1 protein-coding gene is annotated in these 1,316 nt (G+C 69.1%); it reads right to left on the reverse strand.

Annotation, left to right across the window (positions count from 1 at the left end):
- On the reverse strand, positions 1–1,196 hold a 1,196-nt coding region (locus tag DI276_RS47645; protein WP_112276799.1), incomplete at its 3' end, for an IS110 family RNA-guided transposase.
- Between the last annotated feature and the right edge of the window lie 120 nt (positions 1,197–1,316).

A 1,316-nucleotide genomic window follows, 5' to 3' on the forward strand; every position in this document is an offset into this window, starting at 1 on the left:
AGCTGTGGTGAGCGATGGAACTCCCGGCCATCGCGCAGCAGTGCCCAGATGACGTCGACCAGTCGCCGTGCCAGCGCGATGAGCGCTTGGGTGTGACGCTTACCCTCGTCTCGTTTGCGCAGATAGAAGCGCCGGGACGGGCCGTCCTGGACCTTGATCGCCGACAGGGCGGCCAGGTAGAACACGCGGCGCAGGCCGCGGTGATAACGCTTGGGCCGGTGCAGGTTGCCCCGCACTCGCCCGGAGTCGCGTGGGACCGGGGCGAGTCCGGCGTAGGCGGCCATGCGGCCGGCGTTGCCGAACACCGCGCGCAGATCGCCGCCGGTGTCAGCCAGCAGCTGCGCGCCCAGAATCGGTCCGAACCCATCGACGCTGGTGATCGGACCGGCATGCGGATGTTCACCGAAGCGCTCGGTGATGTGCTTGTCGAGATCCTTGATCTCGTGATCGAGGTCGAGCAGCTGCCGGGCCAGCCGCATGATCAGTGGCGCGGTGATGGTTTCCGCCGGCAGGGCAACGGTTTGCTCGTCCGCGGCGGCAATCGCTTTGTCCACCATGGACGGAATGCCCTTGGGCCACGCGCCACCGGCACGCAGATGCTCGGCCAGGCCACCCGCGCCCGCGTCCCGGATACCGGCCGGGGTGCAGTAGCCGGTGAGCAGAACCAGCGCCGAGCGGGTGGAGTAGTCGAAAGCACGTTCCAGGGCAGGGAAGATCGAGGCGAGCAGCTCGCGCAGCCGGTTGACCCCACGCACCCAGTCCGCCATCAGGTCCTCCCGGCGCGCGGCCAGGATCCGCAAGTCGGCCGCGACCTCGTCCGGGCTGGTCACAGGGGTGAGGTCACCGCGCAGCCGGGCGGTCTCGGCGATCGTGCGGGCATCCTTGGCGTCGGTCTTGCCCTCGCCCGGAAACGCACCGGCCATCCGGTTGACCAACCGGCCCGGCACATACAGCACCGGCTGACCCGACCCGAGCAGCAGCACCAGCAACAACCCCGCCGTGCCCGAGGTCATGTCCACCGCCCACACCACCTCGCGGGCCTTGCGCCCCGCACGGGCGATCAGCTCCTCGATCGCCGCCTGGCCGTTGACCACCTTCTGGCTGAACACGACTTTGCCGGAGCCGTCGACCGCACACGCGTGGTGGCCGGCCTTGCCGACGTCGATGCCCACCCAGATCCTCTCGCGCACCGCCACGCGGTCCGCCCTCCCCTTCCCGCAGTTCAACCCCGTGGACGACCCCGCCAGCAGCTCCATAAACAGCGACACGCATCACCACGCGCCACAGATCTCAATCAGCGGCCAAGGCGTCCAGAA

Source organism: Lentzea terrae (assembly GCF_003265345.1).
Lineage (GTDB): Bacteria > Actinomycetota > Actinomycetes > Mycobacteriales > Pseudonocardiaceae > Lentzea > Lentzea terrae.